Annotated in this window: 14 protein-coding genes; 13 read left to right on the top strand and 1 reads right to left on the bottom strand. The window is 70.5% G+C overall.

Translation table 11 applies throughout. The features are described 5' to 3' along the window. Positions 1-28 precede the first annotated feature (28 nt). The 13 genes from tmk (at position 29) to treY (ending at position 22,515) form a co-directional block, all read left to right on the top strand. Positions 29-670, top strand: a complete 642-nt coding sequence (gene tmk / locus H2041_RS03345) for a dTMP kinase (protein WP_293409412.1) — start codon at positions 29-31, stop codon at positions 668-670. Continuing rightward, on the top strand, positions 663-1,664 hold the full coding sequence (locus H2041_RS03340) for a DNA polymerase III subunit delta' (RefSeq protein ID WP_293409410.1): 1,002 nt from the start codon (positions 663-665) through the stop codon (positions 1,662-1,664). The genes tmk and H2041_RS03340 overlap by 8 nt, the downstream gene beginning before the upstream one ends. A 15-nt stretch (positions 1,665-1,679) precedes the next feature. After that, positions 1,680-2,456, top strand: coding sequence for a TatD family hydrolase (locus H2041_RS03335; protein WP_293409408.1), 777 nt, complete (start codon positions 1,680-1,682; stop codon positions 2,454-2,456). Then, on the top strand, positions 2,453-3,280 hold the full coding sequence (locus H2041_RS03330) for an MBL fold metallo-hydrolase (protein ID WP_293409406.1): 828 nt from the start codon (positions 2,453-2,455) through the stop codon (positions 3,278-3,280). Before H2041_RS03335 ends, H2041_RS03330 begins: the two co-directional genes overlap by 4 nt. Before the next feature lie 8 nt (positions 3,281-3,288). Beyond that, on the top strand, positions 3,289-3,885 hold the full coding sequence (locus H2041_RS03325; RefSeq protein ID WP_293409404.1) for a phosphoribosylglycinamide formyltransferase: 597 nt from the start codon (positions 3,289-3,291) through the stop codon (positions 3,883-3,885). A gap of 88 nt (positions 3,886-3,973) precedes the next feature. Next, on the top strand, positions 3,974-4,366 hold the full coding sequence (locus H2041_RS03320; protein WP_293409402.1) for a hypothetical protein: 393 nt from the start codon (positions 3,974-3,976) through the stop codon (positions 4,364-4,366). Between the two features lie 90 nt (positions 4,367-4,456). After that, positions 4,457-5,164: an SH3 domain-containing protein gene (locus tag H2041_RS03315; RefSeq protein WP_293409400.1), complete on the top strand. Its 708-nt coding sequence runs from the start codon at positions 4,457-4,459 to the stop codon at positions 5,162-5,164. Positions 5,165-5,384: 220 nt separating this feature from the next. Further along, complete coding sequence (locus H2041_RS03310) at positions 5,385-8,636, top strand: maltotransferase domain-containing protein (protein ID WP_293409398.1); 3,252 nt, start codon at positions 5,385-5,387, stop codon at positions 8,634-8,636. Continuing rightward, a complete protein-coding gene (gene treS / locus H2041_RS03305) occupies positions 8,633-11,878 on the top strand; it encodes a maltose alpha-D-glucosyltransferase (RefSeq protein ID WP_293409396.1) in 3,246 nt (1,081 codons plus the stop codon). The genes H2041_RS03310 and treS overlap by 4 nt, the downstream gene beginning before the upstream one ends. Positions 11,879-11,883: 5 nt before the next feature. After that, the gene (glgB, locus tag H2041_RS03300) at positions 11,884-14,082 is read left to right on the top strand and encodes a 1,4-alpha-glucan branching protein GlgB (protein ID WP_293409394.1); all 2,199 of its coding nucleotides are present in this window, start codon (positions 11,884-11,886) and stop codon (positions 14,080-14,082) included. Continuing rightward, positions 14,079-17,939, top strand: a complete 3,861-nt coding sequence (glgX, locus tag H2041_RS03295; RefSeq protein WP_293409392.1) for a glycogen debranching protein GlgX — start codon at positions 14,079-14,081, stop codon at positions 17,937-17,939. Before glgB ends, glgX begins: the two co-directional genes overlap by 4 nt. Beyond that, positions 17,936-19,939: a 4-alpha-glucanotransferase gene (gene malQ, locus H2041_RS03290; protein WP_293409389.1), complete on the top strand. Its 2,004-nt coding sequence runs from the start codon at positions 17,936-17,938 to the stop codon at positions 19,937-19,939. Before glgX ends, malQ begins: the two co-directional genes overlap by 4 nt. Next, positions 19,936-22,515 (top strand): malto-oligosyltrehalose synthase, encoded by a 2,580-nt coding sequence (gene treY, locus H2041_RS03285; RefSeq protein WP_293409387.1) that lies wholly within the window; start codon positions 19,936-19,938, stop codon positions 22,513-22,515. Before malQ ends, treY begins: the two co-directional genes overlap by 4 nt. On the opposite strand, the gene H2041_RS03280 is transcribed toward treY, so the two are convergent. Beyond that, positions 22,512-22,793, bottom strand: a complete 282-nt coding sequence (locus H2041_RS03280; protein ID WP_293409385.1) for a hypothetical protein — start codon at positions 22,791-22,793, stop codon at positions 22,512-22,514. The two genes, treY and H2041_RS03280, sit on opposite strands and share 4 nt — an antisense overlap. Positions 22,794-23,073 lie beyond the last annotated feature (280 nt).

The raw sequence follows: 23,073 nt of genomic DNA, 5'->3' as shown, positions 1-23,073 counted from the left end.
GCACGGCGAACCGGCCAATTTGGGCGGCGTGAAACGCGGGCGCTTCATCACGTTCGAAGGCGGCGAAGGGGGCGGCAAGTCGACCCAGCTCCGCCGCCTGGCCGAACGGCTCGGCGACGCCGGGCATGACGTGATCGCCACCCGCGAACCGGGCGGCTCTCCCGGGGCCGAAGCGATCCGCGCCCTGCTGGTCCAGGGCGAGGCCGACCGCTGGTCCCCTGTGACCGAGACCCTCCTGATGTACGCCGCCCGGCGCGACCACATCGAACGCGTGATCGCACCGGGCCTCGCGCGCGGAGCCTGGGTGCTCTGCGACCGCTACGCCGACTCCACCCGCGCCTATCAGGGCGCCGGGGGCGGGACCGACCCCGCCCTGATCGCGGCGCTGGAAGCCCATGTGCTGGCCGGCGTGACTCCCGACCTGACGCTGATCCTCGACCTGCCGCCGGAGGTCGGGCTAGCCCGCGCCGCAGCCCGGGCCGGCGCGGAGACGCGGTTCGAGTCCAAGGGGCTCGCCTTCCATACGAAGCTTCGGGAAGGCTTCCTCGGCATCGCCGCGGCCGAGCCCAACCGCTGCGAGATCATCGACGCCACGGCGCCGCTGGAGGCGGTGGAGGCGGCCGTCTGGGCGGCGGCGCGCCGCCGGCTGGGACTGTCGGACCATGGCTGAGGCCGAGCTGCCGCATCCGCGCGACGTCTTCCGCCTGATCGGCCATGAGGGCCCCGAGCACGCCTTCGAGGACGCCTATGGTCGCGGCCGGCTGCACCACGCCTGGCTGCTGACCGGGCCCGAGGGGACGGGCAAGGCGACCTTCGCCTATCGCGCGGCGCGGCGCCTTCTGGGCGCGCCCCACGCCAAGTCCTACGGGGTCCTCGGCAGCGATCCGGAGCATCCCGTCAGCCGGCAGGTGTCGGCGCGCTCCCATCCCGACCTGCTGGTCATCGAGCGGATGGGCGAGGACGGCAAGATGCGGAAGTCGATCCCGGTCGACGAGGCGCGCAAGCTGGCGGACTTCTTCGCCAAGTCGCCGGCCTCTGCGCCGCACCGGGTGGCGATCATCGATCCGGCCGACGACCTGAACGTCAACGCCGCCAACGCCGTCCTGAAGACGCTGGAGGAGCCGCCGCCGCGGGGGGTGATCTTCCTCGTCTCGCATGCGCCCGGCCGGCTTCTTTCGACCATCCGCTCCCGATGCCGGCGGCTGCTGTTCCGGCCGCTCGGCCTGGAGGCGACCGCAGCCTTCGTGCGCGACCACACGAGCGCCAATCCGGAAGAGGCCCTTCGGCTGGCCCGGATGTCCGGGGAGGCGCCGGGGCGGGCCCTGGCGCTCGCCGCCGGCTCCGCGATCGCCCTCGACGATGCGGCGCGGGAGATCCTGCTGAGGCTTCCGGACCTGGATGAGGCCGCCGCGCTCGCCTTGACCGATCGGTTCCGAGGCGGGGAGGGGGCGGCCAATTTCAGCCTCTTCCTCGAACGCCTGGCCGAGCGGGTGCACGAGATGGCGCGCGAGCGGGCGAGCGCCCGGATCGGCGGCCTTGATCCCTGGGCCCAGGCGTGGGAGAGGCTGACCGCCCTACCGCGCGAGGTCGAGGCGCTCAATCTCGACCGCGCCGACGCCCTGTTCACGGCGCTTCGCGACCTGCGGATCGCCGCCCGCGCCTGATCCGCCGTCGCCTTCATGCTCATCGACAGTCACGTCAACCTGCACGCCCCCCAGTTCGACGAGGACCGCCAGGCGGTGATCGACCGCGCCCGGGCGGCCGGCATCGCCCTGATGGTCAATATCAGCGACAAGGTCTCCGGCTTCTCCGCCGTGCGCGCCGTCGCCGACGCTCCCGACATCTGGTGCACCGTGGGGACCCATCCCCATGAGGCCAAGGAGAACCCGGACCTGTCGGCGCAGACCCTGGTCGAGCTGGCCGGCGATCCCAAGGTCGTCGGCATCGGCGAGACGGGGCTCGACTTCCACTACGACCTCAGCCCGCGCGACATCCAGGCCCGCGTCTTCCGCGCCCACGTCGCCGCCGCCCGCGAGACCGGCCTGCCGCTCGTGGTCCATACGCGCGAGGCCGACGAGATGATGGGCGACATCCTGGAGGAGGAGTTCGAACGCGGCCCCTTCCGGATGCTGATGCACTGCTACACCAGCGGCGCCGAACTGGCGCGCCGGGCCGCGGCGCTGGGCGCCTGGTTCTCCGTCTCGGGCATCGCCACCTTCAAGGCCGCGGACGACGTGCGCGCCGTCATCGCCGACATGCCGGGCGAGCGGATCATCGTCGAGACCGACTGCCCCTATCTCGCGCCGGTTCCCCATCGCGGCCGCCGCAACGAGCCGGCCTATCTGCCCCACGTGCTGGCCAAGCTGGCGGAGATCCGCGGCTGGTCGCTCCCCGAGGCCGAGCGCCGGACGGAGGCCGCCTTCTTCGCCCTCTTCGACCGGATCCCGCGCCCGTGACCGGCGTCCTGGAGTTCACCATTCTGGGCAGCGGATCCTCCGGCGGCGTGCCGCGGGCCGACGGCGACTGGGGCGTGTGCGACCCGGACGAACCCCGCAACCATCGCAGCCGCTGCTCCATGCTCGTGCGGCGCAAGGCCGCAGACCCCGACGCGGCGGTGACCACGGCCCTGGTGGACACCTCGCCGGACCTGCGCCTGCAGACGGCCGCGGCCGGCGTGAAGCGTCTCGACGCCATCCTGCTGACCCACGACCACGCCGACCAGGTGCATGGCATCGACGACGTGCGCGCCTTCTTCATCCGCCAGCGCGCGGAGATTCCCTGCTACATGGACGCCGCGACCTGGGGGACCATGTCGCGCCGCTTCGACTACATCTTCGAAGGGCAGGGGGGCTATCCCGCCATCTGCCGGCATCAGCCGCTTCCGCCGCTCGGCCGGCCGTTCGAGGTCTCCGGCCCATCCGGCGCCATCCCCGTGACGACCTTCGACCAGGACCATGGGGCGATCCGCAGCGTCGGCTACCGGTTCGGCGGCGTGGCCTATTCCAGCGACCTCGTCGATCTGCCCGAGGACGCGTTCGCCATGCTGGCCGACCTCGACGTCTGGATCGTCGACGCCCTCCGCTGGCGGCCGCACCCGACCCACGCCCATGTGGAGCGGACCCTGGCCTGGATCGAGCGCCTGAAGCCGCGGCGCGCCATCCTGACCAACCTGCATATCGACCTCGACTATCGCGACTTGGCCGGCCGCCTGCCCCCGGGCGTGGAACCCGCCTATGACGGGCTTCGCTTTGAACATGAATTGGCCGACGCTTTTCTTTGATATGACAGATGCTTAGGCTCGGCTTTCTCGCATCTCGAAACGGGACCGCCATGCGGGCCATCCTCGAAGCCATGGCCAGGGGCGAACTCGCCGCCGAGCCGCGGATCGTGGTCAGCAACAATCGGCAGGCGCCAGCCCTGGCTCACGCCGCCGCCCTGGGCGTGCCGACGGCCTGGATCCCGACCAAGGACGATCCGGCCGCCGCCGACGTCGCCCTGACCCAGGCCATGTCAGCCGCCGGCGTCGAGCTCGTCGTGCTCTCCGGCTACCTGCGCAAGCTGGGGCCGGTCTTCCTCGAGCGATTCCGCGGCCGCGTCCTGAACATCCATCCCGGTCCCCTGCCGGCCTTCGGAGGGCAGGGGATGTACGGCCGTCGCGTGCATGAGGCGGTGATCGCGTCCGGCGTCGCCGAGAGCGGAGCGGTCATTCATCTGGTCGACGGCGAATACGACCAGGGCCCCGAGATCGCCCGCATCAGCGCGCCAGTTCTGCCGGGCGACACCGCCGAAACCCTGGAGGCGCGGATCACCGCCCTCGAGCCGGACTTCTATGTCCGCACCCTGCAGGAGATCGCCGAGGGGCGGCGGCGACTGCCGGTCGTCTGAGATTTCGCGGAACGGCACTTCGCAGAACGGCATTCATCTGGCCTTAAGCGACAGCGCGGCAATTTCCGTCGACTCAGGGGAGCGACTCATGACTGCAACGGCCGCCAAGATCCCAGACCGCCTGCATATCAGCCCGGCGAAAGCGCTGGATCTGCTGGCCGGCGAGATCGCGATGGCCTGCAATGCGTCGCAGCATCTCGACGACACGCTCGGCCGGCTCCTCGACCTGATCAGCCCCGAGGAGCGGCTGAAGGTCATGCCCGACCTGCATACGATCGATCTGCTCAACCAGCACCTGACGGCCCTGGCCAATTTCGCGCGCGACCTGGGACTCCAGGCCAGCGAGGAGGAGGCCGTCGACCTCACTTCGGCGCTCAGCCACATCACCCTCGGCGACGTGGTCAAGCGGATCGAAGGGGCCGCCACCGGCCTGGACCTCGGCCCCCTCCATGACGACGACGGGGATCTGGACCTCTTCTGATCCCTCAAGGTCGCCCCGTCTGTCGTACAGGACCTTGACGGCGTCCGCTCTGAACCGCGACCAATGGCGCAGGTTCAGTTGGGGGCATTCATGCGACTTCAGCATCTCGCCGTCGGCATCCTCGCCGGCGCCCTGGTCATCGCCGCGCCGGCGGCGGCGCAGAACACCGACGTGCGGGGCAAGTGGTCGGTCCAGGCCGACGGCCGCACCTGCACCATCGATCTGACCGGCGACAGCATGTTCGGCGCTTTCCGCGCCTCGTCCTTCGGCTGCAGCGGCGATCTCTTCTCGGTCAACCGCTACAACATCCGCGGGTCGCAGATCGTCCTCCTCGGCATCGGCGACAAGGAACTCGCCGTGCTCAACGCCCGCGGCGACGAACTGACCGGAAGGACCACCTCCGGATCGTCGGTCTATATGCGCCGCGCCGGCGCGCCGCCGATCGTCGCAAGCCAGCCGTTCGGCGGCTGGGGGAGCGGCGCGAACGGGGGGCGCAACTGCATCACCTATGGCAGCCAGAACCGCTGCGCGACGAGCTTCGAGATGCAGACTCCGGCCGCCGGCTCCTATGTCCAGACTCTCACCAATCTGAATGTCCGCAGGGGCGCGAGCCTCAGCCAGCCGGTGATCGGCACGCTCGGCCCGAACGCCTGCCTGCGGGTCAATGAATGCCGGAACACCTCCGAAGGCGTCTGGTGCGAAGTCGAACGGAATGGCGAGCTCGGCTACATCGTGAAGTTCTTCAAGCCCCCGAACGGCCAATCGGAACTGATGACCTTCGCCAACAGCTGCCGCTAAGTCGCCCGGTTGCGCCCCGGCAGGCCCGGGGCGGCCGCAAGCCGGCGATGACACTCGTATTTCCGATAATCTATCTTAGGCGATAAACGCTACGACGACTGTGCGGCTCGCGCCGTCGCCGTAGCGGCCTCTCCTGGCGCATCACGAACTTCGGCAGCTTGGCCGTGGGAACGAAGCTCAGCGGCTTCGGTTCTCGGAGTCTGATGATCCGGGGCTCCTCATGACCGCCGACGCCGCCGAGGCTCCTGCGCCTCGCGTCTACTACGCTTACGCCCCGGCCTGGGGCGACCTTTGCCGCGCGCTCGCCGACCTGGATCGGATTTCAGGGCTGGGCTTTGACAGCCTCCTGATCTCGCCGCCGTTTGCGAGCGGCTTGGAGGACGCCGTGTTCCGCCCGGTCGATCATGACCGTTCGGTCTTCGCCGACGAGCCCTCCACCGACGCCGTCCTCTCTCGGCTGGCGGCCGCCGCCGGCGATCTTGGACTGCGCCTGCTGATCGATCTCGATCTCCAGCGGTTCGACGCGCAGCATCCGCTGGCCCAGTCCCATCCGGACGCCTTCGCTCTCCATCGCCGCAGCGCCGAGGACGGCGCGGTCGATCCGCGGCGCCCCGGACCGCCCCAGGGCGTCGCCTTGGCGCGGCTGTCGGATCCGGCGTCCGCCGGGATGATTCTCGATTTCTTCAGCGCCCGCACCGAACGCTGGTTCGGCCACGGGCTGGCGGGACTGCGGCTGGTCGGGCTGGACTCCGCGCCGCCGGACTTCTGGCGCGACGCCATCACGCGGTTCCGCGCTCAGCGGCCGGACATTCTGATCATCGCCGACACGCCCGGACTGCCCCGGCCGGCGGTCCAGGCCCTGGCCGGCTGCGGCGTGGATCACATCATCTCCTCCAGCGCGTGGTGGAACGGCCGTGACCGCTGGCTGGCGGAAGAGCACGAGGCCCTCCGCACCGTCGCCCCCCTTCTTGGCCAGCCCGAAGCGCCCTACGCCCCTCGCCTGGCGGCCCGGTTGCGCGGCGAGACCGATCTCCGCGCCGCCTATGGCCGGGCGCTGATGGTGGCCACGGCCGTCGGCGCCGGCCTGATCGTGCCGATGGGGTTCGAGCATGGAGACCGCGCGCCCCTGAGCCGCCGCACCCCGGTAGGCCACGGCCCCCTGGATCTGACCGACGAAGTCCGGGCGGCCAACATGCTGGCCGCCGAACTCGGGGCGTTCGACGGCGAGATGCGCCTGCTGAGCGGAGCCGCATCGGAGGTCTCGGCCCTGCTGCGCGTCACCGCGCCGGATGTGCGGCACGCCGAGGCTGGCCTGCTGGCCCTGATCAACACCCGCCTGGACGCCGAAAGCGAGGTCCGTCCCTCCGACTTCATCGGCGGGGCCGACGCGGCCTTCGCCCCCTTTCAGCGCCTGGACGGCAAGGGCGAGCCGTACGCCCCGCTCGGCCCCGGCGAGGTGCGCCTGCTCGGCGCCGGCCGGGCCCAGCCGATCCGGCAACAGCCCCGAGGCGGGCGGCAGGCCGCCAAAACCGCGGCGCGCCAGCCGCGCCTGAGGGTGGAGCAGGTCTCGCCCGCCGTCGATGGCGGCGCCCTCCCCGTCAAGCGCGTCATCGGCGACCGGGTGGCGGTGACGGCCGACATCTATGCCGACGGCCACGAGGTCCTGGCCGCTGAACTGCGCTGGCGGGCCGTCGACGAGAGCGAGTGGCGCGCCACGCCCATGGCGCCGGCGGAGAACGACGTCTGGAGCGGCGCCTTTCCCCTGGAGCGACTCGGCCGCCACCAGTTCCAGATCGAGGCCTGGCTGGACCGCTTCGGGTCCTACCGCCGCGACCTCGGCAAGAAGTGGGAGGCCGGAGTCGCCCAGGCGGTCGACTTCGAGGAGGGCCGCCGCCTGATCGTCGACGCCGCGAAGCGGACCGAGGGCGAGGCTCAGGCCCAGCTGAGCGAGATCGCCGCGAGCCTGAAGGGGGCGGAGCCCGCCGCGGCCGCCGAGCGGCTGCTCGCGGCTGAGACGCGCGATCTGATGGCTGCGGCCGACGACCGGCCGTTCGCGCAGCGGAGCGAGACCCAGTGCCTCGACGCCGAGCGGCGGTCCGCCCAGTTCGCCAGCTGGTACGAGCTCTTCCCGCGGTCCCAGACCGACGACCCCGCACGCCACGGGACGTTCGACGATGTGATCGCCCGGCTGCCGGACATCCGGGAGATGGGGTTCGACGTCCTCTACTTCCCGCCGATCCATCCGATCGGAGCCAAGCATCGCAAGGGCCGCAACAACAGCCTGACCCCGGAGGCCGGCGATCCTGGCAGTCCCTACGCCATCGGCTCGCCCGACGGCGGCCACGACGCCATCCACCCGGAACTCGGCGATTTCGAGGACTTCCGTCGTCTGGTGGCCGCCGCCCGCGACCACGGTCTGGAGATCGCGCTCGACTTCGCCATCCAGTGCTCGCCCGACCATCCCTGGGTGAAGGCCCATCCCGGCTGGTTCGACTGGCGGCCGGACGGGACGATCAAATACGCCGAGAACCCGCCCAAGAAGTACCAGGACATCGTCAACGTCGACTTCTACAAGGACGAGGCGATCCCCGACCTCTGGATCGCCCTGCGCGACGTGGTCCTGCTGTGGGTGCGCGAAGGCGTCCGCACCTTCCGGGTCGACAACCCCCACACCAAGCCCTTCGCCTTCTGGGAGTGGATGATCCGCGAGGTCCGCCTCGCCTATCCGGACGTGATCTTCCTGTCGGAAGCCTTCACCCGGCCCAAGGTGATGTACCGCCTGGCGAAAATCGGATTCTCGCAGTCCTACACCTACTTCACCTGGCGCCACAGCAAGGCCGAGTTCATCGAATACCTGACCGAGCTGACGCAGGGGCCGCCGAAGGACTTCTTCCGCCCCCACTTCTTCGTCAACACGCCGGACATCAACCCCTACTTCCTTCAGACCTCGGGCCGGGCCGGCTTCCTGATCCGCGCGGCGCTGGCGGCGACGCTGTCGGGGCTCTGGGGCGTCTATTCCGGCTTCGAGCTCCTCGAGTCCGAGCCCGTCCCCGGCAAGGAGGAGTACAAGGACTCCGAGAAGTACGAGATCCGCGTCCGCGACTGGAACGCGCCCGGATCGATCGTGCCGGAGATCACCCAGCTCAACCGGCTGCGCAAGGGCCACCCCGCCCTCCAGACGCACCTGAACGTCCGCTTCCTGCCGGCCAGCGACGACAACATCCTCTTCTACGCCAAGCCCTCCCCCGACGGGCGCGACATGGTGCTGGTGGCGGTCAATCTTGACCCGCACGCCGGGCATGGCGCAGACGTGGAACTGCCCTTCTGGCTGCTCGGCATCTCCGATCACGGCGAAGCCCGTATCGAGGATCTGCTGAGCGGCCAGGCCTTCATCGCCCACGGCAAGTGGCGGCGGATCGATCTCGATCCCGGCCGGCCCTACGCCATCTGGCGGATGGAGGCCGCCCAATGAGCGCCCTCCCCTTATTCGACCTGCAACTCGACCCCGCCAGCGATCCGCTCTGGTACAAGGACGCGATCATCTACCAGCTGCACGTGAAGTCCTTCTTCGACGCCAACGACGATGGCGTCGGCGACTTCGCCGGCCTGTGCGAAAAGCTGGACTACATCGCCAGCCTCGGCGTCACCGCGGTCTGGCTCCTTCCCTTCTACCCCTCCCCCCGCCGGGACGACGGCTACGACATCGCCGACTATCGGGGCGTCCATCCGGAGTACGGGACCTTCGAGGACGTGAAGCGCTTCATCGACGAGGCGCACGCCCGCGGCATGCGGGTGATCACCGAGCTGGTCATCAATCACACGTCCGACCAGCACCCCTGGTTCCAGGCGGCGCGGCGCGCCCCGACGGGTTCGCCCGAGCGCGACTTCTACGTCTGGTCGGACACCGACGCGAAGTATGACGGCACGCGGATCATCTTCTGCGACACCGAGACCTCCAACTGGACCTGGGACCCGGTGGCCGGCGCCTATTACTGGCACCGCTTCTATTCCCACCAGCCGGACCTGAACTTCGACAACCCGACCGTCCTCGAAGAGGTGCTGGCCACGCTCAGCTACTGGATGGAGGCCGGCATCGACGGCCTGCGCCTGGACGCCATTCCCTACCTCATCGAGCGCGAGGGCACGAACAACGAGAACCTGCCCGAGACCCACGAGGTCCTGAAGAAGATCCGCGCCCATCTCGACGCCAACTTCGAGGGTCGCATGCTGCTCGCCGAGGCCAACCAGTGGCCGGAGGACACCCAGCTCTATTTCGGCGACGGCGACGAGTGCAACATGGCCTTCCACTTCCCGCTGATGCCGCGGATGTACATGGCCATCGCGCAGGAAGACCGCTTCCCCATCACCGACATCATGCGGCAGACCCCGGACATTCCGGAGAACTGCCAGTGGGCCATCTTCCTGAGGAACCATGACGAGCTGACGCTCGAAATGGTCACAAACAAGGAGCGCGACTACCTCTGGAGCGTCTACGCCGCCGACCGGCGGGCGCGCATCAATCTGGGCATCCGCCGCCGGCTTGCGCCGCTCATGGAGCGGGATCGCAGGCGCGTCGAACTGATGAACTGCCTGCTGCTGACCATGCCGGGCACGCCGGTCCTCTACTACGGCGACGAGATCGGCATGGGCGACAACATCTATCTCGGCGATCGCGACGGCGTGCGCACGCCCATGCAGTGGTCGCCCGACCGCAACGGCGGCTTCTCCAAGGCCGATCCGGCGAGCCTCGTGCTGCCGACGGTCATGGATCCGCTCTACGGCTTCCAGGCGGTGAACGTCGAAGCCCAGAGCCGCGACAGCCATTCGCTGCTGAACTGGGTGCGGCGGATGCTGGCGGTGCGCAAGCGCCATACGGCCTTCGGTCGGGGGACCCTGCGCTTCCTGCGGCCGCACAACCGCAAGGTCCTGGCCTATCTGCGGGAGCATGAGGGCGAGGTCATCCTCTGCGTCGCCAATCTCTCCCGCACGGCCCAGGCCGTGGAGCTCGACCTGTCGGAGTTCGCCGGATGGGTGCCCATGGAGATGACCGGCGCCAATCCCTTCCCGCCCATCGGCCAGCTCACCTATCTGCTCACCCTGCCTCCCTACGGCTTCCACTGGTTCGAGCTGTGCGAGCGGACTGAAGGCCCGACCTGGAGCACGGCGCCGGCGGGGGCGCCGCTGGAGCAGCACACCTTCGTCCTGCGCGAAGGACTCACCGGCCTTCTCTCGCCCGCCCACCGTCCGGTCCTGGAGCGCGAGGTGCTGCCCGCCTGGATTCCGGCCCGCCGCTGGTTCCAGGGCAAGGACGGGGCCTTCGAGAGCGTGCGGGTGCTCGGCTTCTCTCCCCTTCCCGGCGGAGCCGACCTGATGCTCGCCGAGGCGGAGGTGACGACCTCCTCCGGGACGGCCGTCTATCAGCTCCCGCTGGCCGTGGCCTGGGAGGACGAGGTTTCGGATCCCTATGTCCACAACCTCGCCCTGGCGCGCGTGCGCCGAGGCGCGCGGGTCGGCGAACTGACGGACGGGTTCGCCACCGCCGACTTCGTGCGCGGCGTCCTGGAGGGCTTCCGCACGGGCGCCCGCCTGATGTCGCCCTTCGGCGAACTGGAGTTCGACGCCGCGCCGATCGACCTTCCCCCCGACGCCGAGATCGAATGGTCCGCCGCAGAGCAGAGCAACAGCTCGGCCATCATCGGCCGCAGCGTCGTGCTGAAGCTGCTGCGCAAGGTCACCCCGGGCATCCACCCGGAGGCGGAGATGACCCGCCTGCTCACCGAGCGCGGCTTTCCCCACGTTCCGCCCCTGCTGGGCGAGGTTCGGCGCGTGGCCCCCGGCGGCGAGCCGCGTACGCTGATGGTCGCCCAGGGCTTCGTCTACAGCCAGGGCGACGGCTGGACCTGGACCCTGGAATACCTCCAGCGGGTCGTCGACGATCTCGTGCTGGCCGCCGACACCGACGAGCCGACGGAGTTCGCGACCTATGCGGGCTTCGCCGAGACGCTCGGCCGCAGCCTGGCTGAGATGCACGCCGTGCTCGCCCAGCCCACCGACGATGCGGCGTTCGCGCCCGAGCGCGTGGACGTCGCCATGGCGCGAGGCTGGGCCGCCAGCGTCGTCGCTCAACTGGACGGCGCACTGAGCGCCCTGGAGTCCGGCGCGGCGGGCTCCGAGGATCCGGACCTGACCGCCCTGGCGTCGGCCCTGGTCGCCCGCCGGCAGAAGGCCATCGCCGTGATCCAGCGCTTCGCCGCCGCCGCCGAAGGGGGGGTGGCGACTCGGGTCCACGGCGACCTCCACCTCGGCCAGATCCTGGTCACCGGCAGCGAAGTGAAGTTCATCGACTTCGAAGGCGAGCCGGCCAAGCCGCTCGAGATCCGCCGGGCCAAGGCCAGCCCCTTGCGCGATGTCGCCGGCATGGTCCGCTCGTTCGACTACGCCGCGGCGACGGCCGCGATCGCCGCCAGCACCGTCGCCGAAGGTGTCGAGGCCCGCGGGGCGGAGATGGTGGCTCAGTTCCGCGAAGTGGCGACCCGCCGATTCCTGGCGGCCTATGACGAGGTGGCCGGCGGCTATTCGCCGGAACTGCTCGACCTCTTCCTGATCGAGAAGGCCGCCTACGAGATCACCTACGAAGCCGCCAACCGGCCCGCCTGGATCGGGACGCCGATGCGCGGCCTTGCGGAGATCCTCGACAGACTTCTGGGAGCCTGACGACCATGGACGATTCCGGCCGCGGCCTCACCGACGCCATGACCGCCGCCCTTCTGGAGGGGCGGCTGACCGATCCGTTCGCCTTCCTGGGCCCGCAGGGCGAGGGCGACCAGCGATTCCTGCGGACCTTCCAGCCAGGCGCCGAAGGGGTCGAACTGCTGACCGAGGGGGAGTCTCCCCGCCGGCTCGAAGCGGCGGCGCCCGGCCTCTTCGTCGGCCCCCTGCCCGCCGGCGGCGCCTACCGTCTGCGGATCACCTGGCCCGGCGGCGGGGTCCAGGAGACCGAGGACCCCTACGCCTTCGGCCTCCTCCTCGGGGACATGGACCTGCACCTCTTCGCCGAAGGCTCCCACTGGCGCCTGGCCCAGGAACTGGGCGCGCGCCCCCGCGAACTGGAGGGCGTGCCGGGCGTGGGCTTCTCCGTCTGGGCGCCCAACGCCCGCCGCGTGTCGGTGGTCGGCGACTTCAACAGCTGGGACGGCCGGCGCCATCCCATGCGCCTGCGGCACGCGGCGGGCGTCTGGGAGCTCTTCGTGCCCCGGCTGGGCGCCGGCGAGCGCTACAAGTTCGAGATCGTCGGTCCGGACGGCGTCCTGCTGCCGCTGAAAGCCGATCCCCTGGCCCGGATGACCGAGGCCCCGCCAGCCACCAGTTCGATCGTGGCGCCCAACTGGGACTTCGCCTGGAGCGACGACGAATGGATGGCGCGCCGCGCCGCCAGGCAGGCGAAGGACGCGCCGATCTCCGTCTACGAGGTGCACGCCGCCTCCTGGCTGCGGCCCGACGGACGGCCCGAGGGCAGCCTCGACTGGGACGGCCTGGCCGAGCGCCTCGTGCCCTATGTGGCCGACATGGGCTTCACCCATGTGGAGCTCCTGCCGATCATGGAGCATCCGTTCGGCGGATCCTGGGGCTATCAGCCGCTGTCGCAGTTCGCCCCCAGCGCCCGCTTCGGCTCGCCCGAGGGCCTGGCGCGCTTCGTCGACGCCTGTCACCGCGCGGGGATCGGCGTCATCTTCGATTGGGTCCCGGCCCACTTCCCGACCGACGCCCATGGGCTCGCGCAGTTCGACGGAACCCATCTCTACGAGCATTCCGATCCGCGCGAGGGCTTCCACCAGGACTGGAACACCCTGATCTACAACCTTGGAAGACGTGAGGTTTCCGGGTTTCTGATCGCCAGCGCTCTCTACTGGCTCGAGACCTTCCACGTCGACGGCCTGCGCGTCGACGCCGTCGCCTCGATGCTCTACCGCGACTACAGCCGCTCGGCCGGCGAGTGGGTGCCCAATGTGCACGGCGGGCGCGAGAACCTCGAATCCATCGCCTTCCTCAAGCAGCTCAACGAGGTTGTGGCGAGCCGATGCCCGGGCGCGGTCATGGTGGCCGAAGAGTCCACAGCCTGGCCCGGCGTCTCGGCGCCGACGCACGAGGGCGGCCTTGGCTTCCACTACAAGTGGAACATGGGCTGGATGCACGACACGCTGAGCTTCATGGCCCGCGATCCGATCCACCGGGCGTGGCACCCGCACGAGCTCACCTTCGGACTGCTCTACGCCTTCACCGAACGCTTCGTCCTGCCGCTGTCCCATGACGAAGTGGTGCACGGGAAGGGTTCGCTGCTGGGGAAGATGCCGGGCGATCCGTGGCGGCGCTTCGCCAATCTGCGCGCCTATTTCGCCTTCATGTGGACCCATCCGGGCAAGAAGCTGCTTTTCATGGGGGGCGAGATCGCCCAGCCCAGCGAGTGGAACCACGACGCCGAGATCCCCTGGGACCTGCTCGAGCAGGCCGAGCACGCGGGAATCCAGAAGCTCGTCCGCGACCTGAACCGGATCTATCAGGACCATCCCGCCCTGCACCGCCTCGATGCGGCGGCCGAGGGCTTCGCGTGGCTGACCGTCGATGGCGCCGCCAGCATCTTCGCCTATCTCCGCCGCGGCGGCGGGGAGGACGCCCCCGTCATCGTGGTCCTGAACCTGACGCCCGAGCCGCGCCGGGAATACGAGATCGGCGCGCCCGAGGCCGGTCTGTGGCGCGAAATCTTCAACAGCGACGCCGAACGCTATGGCGGCGGGAACATCGGCAACGGCGGGGAAGTTCACGCTGACGACGCGCCCGGCCAGGGCCAGCCCCACAGCCTCCGCCTGACCCTGCCCCCCCTGGGCGCCATCATCCTGCGACACGAAGGAGTCCGTGCTTGAACCCTCTGCCTGAGCGGCTGGAGCCTGGTCACCCCTACCCGCTCGGCGCCAATTTCGACGGCCTCGGCATCAATTTCGCAGTCTTTTCCGCCCATGCCGAGCGGATTGACCTGTGCATCTTCGACGCCGCAGGTCGGCGGGAGATCGCCCGCTACGAGCTGCCGGAATGGACCGACGAGGTCTGGCACGGCTACCTGCCCGACGCCAAGCCGGGCCTGCTCTACGGCTACAGGGCCCACGGCGCCTATGCGCCGCAGGAGGGCCACAGGTTCAATCCGAACAAGCTGCTGATCGACCCCTACGCCCGGGGGCTGCATGGCGACCTGCGGTGGACCGACGCGCTCTTCGGCTACCGGGTCCATTCGCCGCGCGCCGACCTCACCTTCGACCGCCGCGACAGCGCCCCGGCCATGCCCAAGTCGATGGTCACAGCCGACCCGTTCGACTGGCGCGGCGACATACGCCCGCGCACGCCCTGGGCGGACACGGTGATCTACGAGTGCCATGTGCGCGGCCTGACCATGCTGCTGGAGGAGGTGCTGCCCCCCGCCCGCGGCACCTTCGCCGCCCTCACCCACCCCAAGGTGATCGACCACCTGAAGCGGCTCGGGGTGACCGCCGTCGAGCTGCTGCCGGTCCACGCCTATGTCCAGGACCGCATCCTGCAGGAGAAGGGGCTGGCCAACTACTGGGGCTACAACACCCTCAACTTCTTCACGCCCGAAGCGCGCTACCTCTCGAGCGGCGACCAGAACGAGCTTCGGATGGCCGTACGCCGCCTCCACGCCGCGGGGCTCGAGGTCATCCTGGACGTCGTCTTCAACCACACCGCCGAGGGCAGCGAGCGCGGCCCCACCCTCTCTTTCCGCGGCCTGGACAACGCCAGCTATTACCGGCTCGTCGACGATGATCCCCGCTACTGCGTCAACGACACCGGCACGGGCAACACCCTCGACTTCTCCAGTCCGCGGGTGATCCAGCTCGTCGCCGATTCCCTGCGCTACTGGGCCACGTCCTACGGGGTGGACGGCTTCCGCTTCGACCTCGGCGTGACGCTGGGGCGCGAGCGTTACGGCTTCGATCCCGGCGCGGGCTTCTTCGACGTGTTGCGCCAGGACCCGCTGCTGCAGGGCCTGAAGCTGATCTCCGAGCCGTGGGACATCGGCCCCGGCGGCTACCAGCTCGGCCATCATCCGCCAGGCTTCGCCGAGTGGAACGACCGATACCGCGACGGCGTGCGCCGGTACTGGCGCGGCGATCCGGGCATGCGGCCGGACCTCGCCAACCGCCTGTCGGGATCCGGCGACCTCTTCGACCGGCGCGCCCGGCGGCCCTGGGCCTCCATCAACTATCTGGCGTCGCACGACGGCTACACCCTGGCCGATGTGGTCTCCTACGAGGAGCGGCACAACGAGGCCAACGGCGAGGACAATCAGGACGGCCACGGGGAGAACTACTCCCGCAACTGGGGCTTCGAAGGCCCCACGGCCGACCCCGAGATCCAGTCCGTCCGCGCCCGCGTCACCCGCTCGATGCTGATGACCCTCTTCGCCTCCTCCGGCACGCCCATGCTGCTCGGCGGGGACGAGTTCGGCCGCAGCCAGGGCGGCAACAACAACGCCTACTGCCAGGACAACGAAACGTCCTGGATCGACTGGCGGATGGTGGAGTCCCCCGAGGGCGAAGCGCTGGCCGCCTTCGTCGCCAAGCTCGTCGGCCTGCGCAAGGCGCACGAGGTCCTGCGGCCCAAGCAGTTCCTGCATGGCCAGAACGAGTACGCGCCCGAGGTCCTGGACGTGGACTGGTTCGACGAACACGGCCGTCGGATCGCCCCCGCAGACTGGGACAATCCTGACGGCAGCGCGCTCGCCATGCGCCGGGCCCTGCCCCGGCCCGATGGCCGCATCGAGCTGGTCACCCTGCTCTTCAACGCATCGGACACGGCGATCACCTTCCATCTGCCCGAGCCCGTCGGTGCGGCCCGCATCCTCGCCGACAGCGCCCAGCCCGACGCGCCGGAGACGCCGGTCGCCGGAACACGGGTCGAGGTGGCCGCGCACGGGGCGTGCCTGATCGCCTCGGCGATGGAGTCGGGCCTGGCCGGCGGCCGCTGCGCTCACGAACTCCCCTTCGGCGCGACCCTGGTGGAGGAGAACCGCACCCGCTTCCGGCTCTGGGCGCCGGGCGTCGATGAGGTCACGCTCGAGGTGGACGGTCTTCCGCCCGTCCCCATGGACGGCGATGCGGAGGGCTGGTTCGAGGCCGAGGCCCCCTGCGGGGCGGGGGCGCGCTATCGCTATCGTGTCGCGCCCGACCTCGCCGTCCCCGATCCGGCCTCACGGCGGCAGGCCGGCGACGTCCACGATGCGAGCCAGGTCGTCGATCCGGGGGCCTATGTCTGGCGCTCCACGGACTGGACCGGCCGGCGCTGGGAAGAGGCGGTGATCTACGAGGTCCATGTGGGTCTGATGGGCGGCTTCCGCGGCGTGGCGGAGCGGCTGCCTGAGCTGAAGAACCTCGGCTTCACGGCCATCGAACTGATGCCGATCGCCGACTTCCCGGGCCAGCGGAACTGGGGCTATGACGGCGTCCTGCCCTTCGCCCCCGATACGGCCTACGGCGCCCCCGAGGACCTCAAGTCGCTGATCGACCAGGCGCACGAGCTCGGGCTGATGGTGTTCCTGGACGTGGTCTACAACCACTTCGGCCCGGACGGGAACTACCTGCCGACCTACGCCCCGCAGTTCTTCCGCAACGACCTCAAGACCCCCTGGGGTTCGGCGATCGACTTCCGCCGCCCCGAAGTGCGGCGGTTCTTCACGGAGAACGCCATCTACTGGGTCACCGAGTACCAGTTCGACGGCCTGAGGTTCGACGCCGTCCACGCCATCTCGGAACGGGACTGGCTGGAGGAGGTGGCGTCGGCCGTGCGCAGCGCCGCCGGGCCGAAGCGCCGCGTCCATCTGATCCTGGAGAATGACGACAACATCGCCCAGCTGCTCGACCGCCCGTACAACGGCCAGTGGAACGACGACGCCCATCACGTGCTGCACGTCCTGCTCACCGGCGAGCGCGAGGGCTATTACGAAAGCTATGCCGAGAACACGGCCCAGGGCCTGGCCCGGGCGCTCTGCGAGGGCTTTGTCTTCCAGGGCGAGTCCGCCGCTCACACCGGCGAGCCCCGCGGCACGCCGAGCGGCCACCTGCCGCCCACCGCCTTCGTCAACTTCCTGCAGAACCACGACCAGATCGGCAATCGCGCCCTGGGCGAGCGGCTGATCCGCCTGACCGATCCGGCGCGGCTGCGGGCGGCGACCGCGCTCGTCCTGCTGGCCCCGCAGGTCCCCCTCGTCTTCATGGGCGAGGAGACCGGAAGCCGGAGCCCCTTCCTCTACTTCACCCACCACGGACCGGAGCTGGCCGAAGCGGTTCGCGAGGGACGCCGGAGCGAGTTCGCCAGCTTCGCCGCCTTCGCCGACCCCGCCGCCCGCAAGCGCATACCCGACCCCAATGCGGTCGAAACCTTCGAGGCCTCCCGGCCGGAGCCGGGGCCGGACGCCGAGGACTGGCGCGAACTCTACGCCGATCTTCTGCGGCTGCGCGCCCGCGACATCGCTCCGCGGCTGCGCGGCGCCCGCTGCGAATACAGCGAAACCCTGGGCGAGGAGGCCGTCCGCGCCTCGTGGAAGCTGGGCGACGGCTCTCGCCTGACGCTGGCGCTGAACCTCGGGGACGCTCCGGTGGAGCTTCGCAACCGCCCGCTTCGCGTCCCCTTCGCCGTCATCGGCCATGAGGACGAGCTGGAGGACGAACTGCCGGCTGCGACCCTGGCCGCCTGGCTGGAGCCCCGCCGATGACGGGCGCGGAGCTCAGCGCCCTGGCGGCCGAAGCCGGCCTGCACGAGCGCTGGGAGGATGTCCACGGCCGCACGCAGCGGGTTCGCCCGGACACCCTGCGCGCCGTTCTCGCGGCCATGGATCTGCCGGCCGCCGACGAGGCGCAGGCGCGGGAGAGCCGGGAGGCGCTGCGGCGCCGCCAGACCCGGGCGGCCCGGGACTTCCTGATCCTGGAGGCGGGCGCCCGTCTGGACCTGGCCGACCTCGGAGCGGCGCGGGGAAGGCTGCGCTATGAGGACGGCCGCACCGTCGAACTCGCGTCCGGCGCCGGGACGATCGTCGACGTCCCCGGGCGTCATCAGCTGGAGATCGGCGAACGGACCATGCGTCTCGCGGTGACGCCGCCCCGGGCGTTCGGCATGGCCGACGCCGCGCCTGGAGAACGCCTCTGGGGCGCCACGGCTCAGATCTACGCCCTGCGGGAGGCCTCCGGCTCAGGCTTCGGCGATTTCGCGGCGCTCGCCTCTGCGGCGGCCGCGCTGGGAAAGGTCGGCGCTTCGGCCCTCGCAGTCAGCCCGGTGCACGCGCTGTTCGCGGCAGACCCGAGCCGCTTCAGTCCCTACGGCCCCTCGAGCCGGCTGTTCCTCAACGTCCTCTACGCCGACCCCGCCCGTTTCGGCGTCGAGGAGAGCGGCCCGGCCTCGCCGGACGATCTGATCGACTGGCCGGCGGCGTCCGAACGGCGGATCGCCGCCTTGCGCCAGGCCCATTCACGGTTCGCCGAAGCCGGCGATGCGGTCTTGGCGGACTTCGCGCAGTTCCGGCAGGACGGCGGCGCCGACCTGGAGCGGCACGCCCTTTTCGAGGCCCTGCATGGCCATTTCTTCGCCAAGGACGGCGCCCGGGGTTGGGCCGATTGGCCACAGGCCTACCACGACCCCAGCGGGTCGGCGGCGCGCGCCTTCGCCCAGGCCCATACGGGCGAGATCGAGTTCCACCTGTTCCTGCAGTGGCTCGCCGAACGCAGCCTGTCTTCGGCGCAGTCGGAAGCCAGGTCGGCCGGGATGGGAATAGGCCTCATCACCGATGTCGCGGTGGGGATGGACCCGGGCGGCAGCCATGCCTGGTCGAGGCCGCAGGACCTGCTGACCGGGGTCAATGTGGGCGCGCCACCGGACGCCTTCCAGGCGCGCGGCCAGGACTGGGGCGTCACCGCCTTCTCGCCGGCCGCCCTGGCGCAGACGAACTATGCGGGCTTTCTGGCCACCCTTCGCTCGGCGATGCGCCACGCCGGCGGCGTGCGCATCGACCACATTCTGGGCTTGCGGCGGCTGTGGCTCGTGCCGCACGGCGCGTCGCCGACCGAAGGCGTCTATCTCAACTATCCGCTCTCGGATCTCCTGCGCCTGATCGCGCTGGAAAGCTGGCGCGAGCGCGCCGTGGTGATCGGCGAAGACCTCGGCACCGTTCCGCCCGGCTTCCGTGACGAACTGCGTTCGCGACGCATCATGGGCATGGGCGTCCTGCTGTTCGAGCGGGAGGCGGACGGCGGCTTCCGGCCGCCTGACGACTGGCCGCAGGAGACCTGCGCCATGACCACGACCCACGACCTGCCCCCGATCGCCGGATGGTGGGGCGAGCGGGACATAGATGTCCGGCGATCACTGGACGCTGCGCCGCCCGAGGCTGCGGATGAGGCCCGCCAGGAGCGGGCGGCGGATCGGCGGCGCCTTTGGACGGCGGCGCGCCGCGCGGGCTGCGCCGCCGGCGACGCACCGGACAAGGACACCCCTGCGGCGGCGGTCTCCGCGGCGGTCGCCTATGTCGCCGCCACGCCCTGCGATCTCGCCCTGATCCCCTTGGAGGATCTCCTCGCGCTCGAAGACCAGGTCAACGTGCCGGGCACGGTGGACGAACAGCCGAACTGGCGCCGCCGCCTGGCAGGTCCGTTGCGAGACCTGCTCGCCGCGCCGGCCGTCCGCGCGCGGCTGGAAGACCTGCGGACGAGGCGGCCCGGATGAAGGTGTCGGCCACCTATCGCATCCAGTTCCACGCCGGCTTCACCTTCGCCGATGCGGCTGAGCTGGCGGGCTATCTCGAAGCCCTCGGCGTCACCCACCTTTACGCCTCGCCGATCGCCGAGGCGCGAAGCGGCTCCATGCACGGATACGACGTGGTCGATCCCAGCCGGATCAGCGAGGCGCTCGGCGGAGAACAGGGCTTCCGCGACATGGCCGCCGCCTTGCGGGCGCGGCGGATCGGCGTCGTTCTGGACATCGTTCCCAACCACATGGCCGTCGGCGGCGCTGACAACGCCTGGTGGCAGGACATTCTGGAGAACGGGCCGGAAAGCCCCTTCGCCCGGCACTTCGACATCGACTGGACGCCGGCGGACCCCGCCCTCCAGGGCAAGGTGCTCGCCCCGTTCCTGGGGCGGCCCTATGGCGAGGCGCTCAGCGGCGGCGATCTCCGGCTGAAGGTGGACGACCGGGGGCTCGCCGTCTGGGCCCACGATCATCACCGCTTCCCTCTCCGCCCCGCCGACGTCCAAGCCCTGCGCGGCGGCGACCTCTCCGCCTACGACGCGCGGACGCCCGAAGGCCAGGCGCGCCTCCACGAGCTCCTCGAGCGCCAGCACTACCGGCTCGCCTGGTGGCGTACGGCGGGCGACGAGATCAACTGGCGGCGCTTCTTCGACATCACCGAACTGGCGGGCCTGCGGATCGAGCGCGACGAGGTGTTCGAGGCGGTCCACGCCCTGCCCCTGCGCCTCTATGCCGAGGGCCTGATCGACGGGCTGCGCGTCGACCATGTGGACGGCCTCGCCGATCCTGGCGCCTACCTCCGCAAGCTGCGCGCCCGGCTCGATGCGCTCGCCGCCGAACGCCCGAACCGCGACGGCCCAGCCTATCTGGTCGTCGAGAAGATCCTGGCGCCGGACGAGCCGCTGCCGCCGGACTGGCCCTGCGACGGCACGAGCGGATACGACTTCCTGAACGAGGTGTCGGCGCTGATCCATGAGCCCTCCGGGGCCGAACCGCTGGGCCAGCTCTGGGCGGCCATCGCCGGCCGGTCGCCCGACTTCGAAGACGAGGAGCGCAGGGCCCGCGCAGAGATCCTCCAGCAGGGCTTCGCCGGTCAGCTGGCGACGACCGCGCGAAACCTGTCGCGCCTGGCCCGCTGCGACTTGGCCACCCGCGACCTGACGGAGGAGAGCCTGCGGCGGGCTCTGCAGGCGCTGCTGGCCGGCTTCCCGGCCTATCGCACCTATGCCCGCGGCGAGGCGGCTGGGGAGGCGGATCTCGAGATCCTGAGGCGAGCCGAGGCGGCCGCGCTCCGGACGACGGCCATGGCCGATCGCCCCGCCCTGCTCCAGATCCTGGCCTGGCTCCGCGGCCAGGGGCCGGGGCCGCTGGAGCGCCGCAAGGAAGCCCTGCAGGCCCTGCAGGCCCTGCAGCAGCTCAGCGCGCCGGTGGCGGCCAAGTCGGTGGAGGACACCGCCTTCTATCGCTACGGCCGGCTGATTTCGCGGAATGATGTCGGCTGCGATCCTGCGCGCCTGGGGGATGGGCCGGAGGCGTTCCATGCGGCGATGGCCCGCCGGGCCGCCAAATGGCCGCGCAGCATGCTGGCCACCGCCACCCACGACCACAAACGCGGCGAGGATGTCCGGGCGCGCCTGGCCGTGCTCAGCGAGCGGCCGCACCTCTGGACCCTGCACGTCCGAAACTGGCTCGCCGATCTTCCCGATCACGTGGATCCTGGCGACGTCTATCAGGGTCTTCAGACCCTGGTCGGCGCCTGGCCGCCCGAGCTCGACCCGCAGGATGACGAGGGCGTCGCCGCCTTCGGCGAACGGGTGGGACGCTGGCAGGTCAAGGCTCTGCGCGAGGCCAAGCTGCGCACCTCCTGGCTGGCCCCGGACGAGGCGTACGAGACGCGCTGCCGCGAAGAGACCGTCGGCCGCCTCGACGACCGCGCCTTCCGCGAGCAGCTGCATGGCTTCGTCGAGCGTATCGCCCCCGGCGGAGCCCTCAACGGCTTAGCGCAGGCCCTGCTGCGTTGCGCTGCCCCCGGCGTCCCCGACACCTATCAGGGCTGCGAGTTCTGGGATTTCAGCCTCGTCGATCCCGACAACCGGCGGCCCGTCGACTACGCCCTCCGCATGGCGGCTCTGGCCTCCGGCGCGCCGGCGGCGCGTCTTGTGGAGGCGTGGCGCACCGGAGCGATCAAGCAGCATGTGATCGCGCGCACATTGTCGCTGCGCCGGCTCAGGCCGGGCCTGTTCTCCGACGCCGCCTACCGTCCGATAGGGGCGAGCGGCCTGCGGTCCGGCTCCGTCCTCGCCTTCGAGCGCGGTGGTCCGGAAGGGCCGCTCCTGGTCGCCTGCGCCATTCGCGCGGCGGCCGCCCTGGAGGGCGCATCCGGCCCCACCCTGAGCTCCGCGTGGTGGAACGGGACGGAGCTTGCGGCGACGGCGAGCCCCACGGGGCGATGGGTGAACCGCCTGACCGGCGAAGTCCTCGCCGGCGACGGCGCCCTGGCGGCCCAGAACCTGTTCGCCACCCTGCCGGTGGCGCTGCTCACAGCCGACTAGGGTCGGACCTGCGCCGGTTGGCGCGCCGGATCGAACCGTTGGCGAAGCTGCGGTCCGAAGAGCACGCTCAGGCCCGCCCAGGCCAGCAGCGGCGCGGCGTAGCAGGCCGCGCAGTGCGGAGCGCCCCCAACTGCGCCGCAGATCACCCCATAGATCTCGGCGGTCTCGCGCGCATGCAGCCAGGCCAGTTCGAGACTGATCCCGGCTCCGGCCAGGAGGGATGAGCCCAACAGCAGCCGCATGTCGAAGGCGGCGGCGGGGGACGGCTTGGCGGGCATGACGGCGACTCCGGACTTGGGGGCGGCGGCCCCGTGTCGCATGGGATGCCGGCCCCGCGTCCGGGCGGCCTTGAGATGGATCAAAGCCACCATCCGTGGCGCAGCGCACAGGGAGCGAAGTCTTTCGCACCGAGTCGCTGGGGAACATGAATCAAATCGCCGCCGAGCAGGATCGGGCGCCGCTCGATGCGCTTCTGCTCTTCGCCTTCACAGGGCTCTGCGCCCTGGGGGCGATCTTCGCGACGGCCTTCACGGACGATCGCCTCTTCCGCTTTCACGG

Origin of the sequence: Phenylobacterium sp. (assembly GCF_013911965.1) — a bacterium.
GTDB lineage: Bacteria > Pseudomonadota > Alphaproteobacteria > Caulobacterales > Caulobacteraceae > Phenylobacterium.
The sequence above is the reverse complement of the archived record's forward strand: the minus strand, read 5'-3'. Positions and strand labels throughout refer to the sequence as shown.